Below are 3464 nucleotides of genomic sequence, written 5' to 3'. Positions count from 1 at the left end.
ACACTTGGCGCTTACAAATTATTTATTGAAGGAAAGGACAGTCGCAATTCGATTGTATCTATGGCGTCGTCAAATTACAACAGAACAGTAGGTTTATCTGGTGAAGCAGTTGATTTTACAGTTGCTGCCGAAAATGCCGTTAACACTGTGGTACACGTAAAAAATGTTTCTATTAGAACGGTTTCTAATCCTATAATGGAATATATCTATGGAATTCGTGGCGGTCAACAACAAGAACAAGTTGGCACTGGTTCGGGTGTAATTATTTCTGAAGATGGTTATATTGTAACCAATAATCACGTGATAAAAGATGCCACAGAACTTGAAGTTACATTAAATAACAATAAATCGTATAAAGCAAAACTCATTGGTACTGATTCTAAAATGGATATTGCTTTATTAAAAATTAATGCAGACGAAAAATTACCCTATGCTACCTTTGCCGATTCAGATACTGTAAAAGTAGGCGAATGGGTTTTGGCGGTTGGTAATCCCTATAATTTAACTTCAACCGTAACAGCAGGGATTGTTTCGGCAAAAGCCAGAAGCGTTGACACAAAAGGAATTCAATCTTTTATACAAACAGATGCTGCTGTGAACCCAGGAAATTCTGGTGGTGCATTAGTTAATACTCGTGGCGAATTAATTGGTATTAACACGATGATATCTTCTCCAACAGAAGTTATGCTGGCTATTCATTTGCGGTTCCTTCAAACATTACAAGAAAAATCATTGAAGACATCATGGAGTTTGGTGGTGTTCAAAGAGGAATTCTTGGTATAGAAGGGAATGAACTAAACAGTAAAATATCAAAAGAACTTGGATTAGAAGACGCCGAAGGATTCTATATTGGGAAAGTGACAAAAAATTCTGGTGCTGAAAAAGCAGGTTTAAAAAAGGGAGATGTAATTAAAAAATTAGATACTCAAAAAATCAATTCTTATGCTGAACTTTCGGGCTATATCAATACCAAAAGACCAAATGACAAGGTTGAAGTTACTTTTGTAAGAGATGGTGAGACAAAAACAGCTTCGGTAACTTTAATAAAGAATGATGTTTTAAATACAGAATATAAAGGATTGGAATTAGAAAACATTGATTCATCTGATAAAAAGAGATATAAAATAGATTATGGTGTTCGCATTAAAGAAATTAATAATGAAAATTTAAAACCCTATTCTGAACAACTTAGAGGCGGAATTATTTTGTCTGTTAATGGAGTAAAAGCTACCGATGTGGAAAGTATTTCAAGTTATTTAAACAAGAATGACGAAAATCAAAATGTTAGCATTCAAATGATTAATAGAAACGGTCAGGTCATGCAAGTTATCTTATAATTCATCTTACTTTTTTCTTTAAAGCCAATCCAAAAAATGGATTGGTTTTTTTTATGAAAAAAAGTTACGAAATCGTTTTCGTGAAACACTTCAATTTTATACTTTTGCGCCAAATTAATACGATTCTGAAATATCCTGAAGCTTCGGAACAGCATAAAAACACAACTAAAACTTTTTCTCTTTTTATGAACAGTACTACTTTATACGAAAAGGAATTATCATTCCAAGCCGACAGACGTAAAGCTGCCGTGGAATTCATTAAAATTATCAGCGATTTATGGTACGACAAATCCATCGAATTGATGCTTTTCAGAAATCAATTAATCGATAGAAATGTGAGTGACATCATGAATCTTCATGAATATGCTGGCGAGTTTGTTCAAAAACCAATTAATGTTTTTGATACTGTAGAAATTGCGAGAGCTATTGAAAATCTTGATTTACCGCCATCCCGAATTGACATTGGAAAATTGACTTATGAATACCATTTAGAAGATAATAAATACCATGATTGCAGAGCGTTTGTCATTGATAAACTTAAAAATGCTAAAAATTCGAAGGACATAAAACCAAAAGATGTGGTGCTGTACGGTTTTGGGCGAATTGGTCGATTGCTTGCAAGAGAAATGATGAGTAAAATTGGCAAAGGACAGCAATTACGACTTCGGGCAATTGTAACTCGTGATAAAAATGATGCTGTTTCTTTAGAAAAAAGAGCTTCATTATTACGTTATGACTCAATTCATGGTGATTTTGAAGGTTCCGTGCAAGCCGATGTAGCCAATAATGCTTTGATAATAAATGGTACTACTGTTCATATTATTACAGCAAATGCACCAGAAGAAATTGACTATACAAAATATGGTATTGAAAATGCTTTACTGATTGACAATACAGGTGCTTTTACTACTGAAGAAGCATTGAAGCGTCATTTAGTTTCAAAAGGTGTTGACAAAGTACTATTGACAGCGCCAGGAAAAGGAGTTCCAAATATTGTTTATGGTGTAAATCATAACGAATACAATCCAGATGAAGTGGTAATTTTTTCTGCAGCATCATGCACAACCAATGCAATCACACCCATACTAAAAGCTGTAGAAGATACTCTTGGCGTGGTGAAAGGACATTTAGAAACCATTCACGCCTATACCAATGACCAAAACTTAGTAGATAACATGCACAAAAAATACCGTCGTGGTCGTGCCGCTGCTCTAAATATGGTAATTACAGAAACTGGTGCCGGAAGTGCTGTTGCCAAAGCGTTACCGAGTTTGACGGGGAAATTGACTTCCAATGCTATTCGGGTACCTGTTCCAAATGGTTCTTTAGTGGTTTTGAATTTAGAAGTTAGCAAAGAAACTTCATTGGAAAATATTAATGCTATCATGAGAAGCTATGCTTTGGAAGGAGAATTGGTAGAACAAATTAAATATTCATTAAATAATGAGTTAGTTTCTTCTGATATTGTGGGAACTTCTGCACCATCAATTTATGACAGCAATGCCACAATTGTTTCAGGAGATGGAAAAAACATTGTGCTCTATGTTTGGTACGATAATGAATATGGTTACACCAAACAAGTCATGCGTCTTGCGAAATACATTTCAAAGGTGAACCGTTTGGTTTATTATTGATCTGATTTTTAAAGTATTTTGAAAAGTCCGGCCGATTTGGTCGGACTTTTTTTTATGCTTTGCATAACATATATTTGAATATGCATCTACCCCAAAAACTGGATTTGCCTCAATGTGAAGTGATTTACCATGCCAATGGCATTACGCAAATCAATTACAAGGATGTATACCTTACTTTACAAGATTCAAAATATATTTTTCAGGAGTCGCGAAAACTTTCGCCTTGGGAAAGATCACCCATTTACCTGACAAGTGCTTCATTTACAAATCAGGACAAAGCTTCACGTGAATACAATGGAAGTGAGGAAGTCACACAACATTGCTCGGTAATTGCTATGTTGTCAACCTCGCTGGCTCAAAGAATCATGGCCAATTTTTTTATCAGAATCGTAAGACCCAAAGTACCTACGCGATTTTTCGCATCAGAACAGGAAGCGATGGAATGGTTAAGTACATTTTTACCTGCTGAACCAAAAGCATCTTAATATCATTG

General features: G+C 34.9%; 2 protein-coding genes and 1 pseudogene. All 3 read left to right on the top strand.

The window, feature by feature from the left end:
- Positions 1–1337, top strand: a pseudogene (locus ACK5ON_RS00850) (S1C family serine protease); the annotation flags it as partial.
- 185 nt (positions 1338–1522) lie between these two features.
- Positions 1523–2971, top strand: a complete 1449-nt coding sequence (locus ACK5ON_RS00845) for a glyceraldehyde-3-phosphate dehydrogenase (RefSeq protein ID WP_409819002.1) — start codon at positions 1523–1525, stop codon at positions 2969–2971.
- Positions 2972–3051: 80 nt separating this feature from the next.
- The gene (locus ACK5ON_RS00840; protein ID WP_409819000.1) at positions 3052–3456 is read left to right on the top strand and encodes a hypothetical protein; all 405 of its coding nucleotides are present in this window, start codon (positions 3052–3054) and stop codon (positions 3454–3456) included.
- The last annotated feature ends 8 nt before the right edge of the window (positions 3457–3464 follow it).

Source organism: Flavobacterium sp. (assembly GCF_046317795.1).
Taxonomy (GTDB): Bacteria; Bacteroidota; Bacteroidia; order Flavobacteriales; family Flavobacteriaceae; genus Flavobacterium.
Note: the sequence above shows the minus strand (reverse complement) of the source record. Positions and strands in the feature narration are given on the sequence as shown.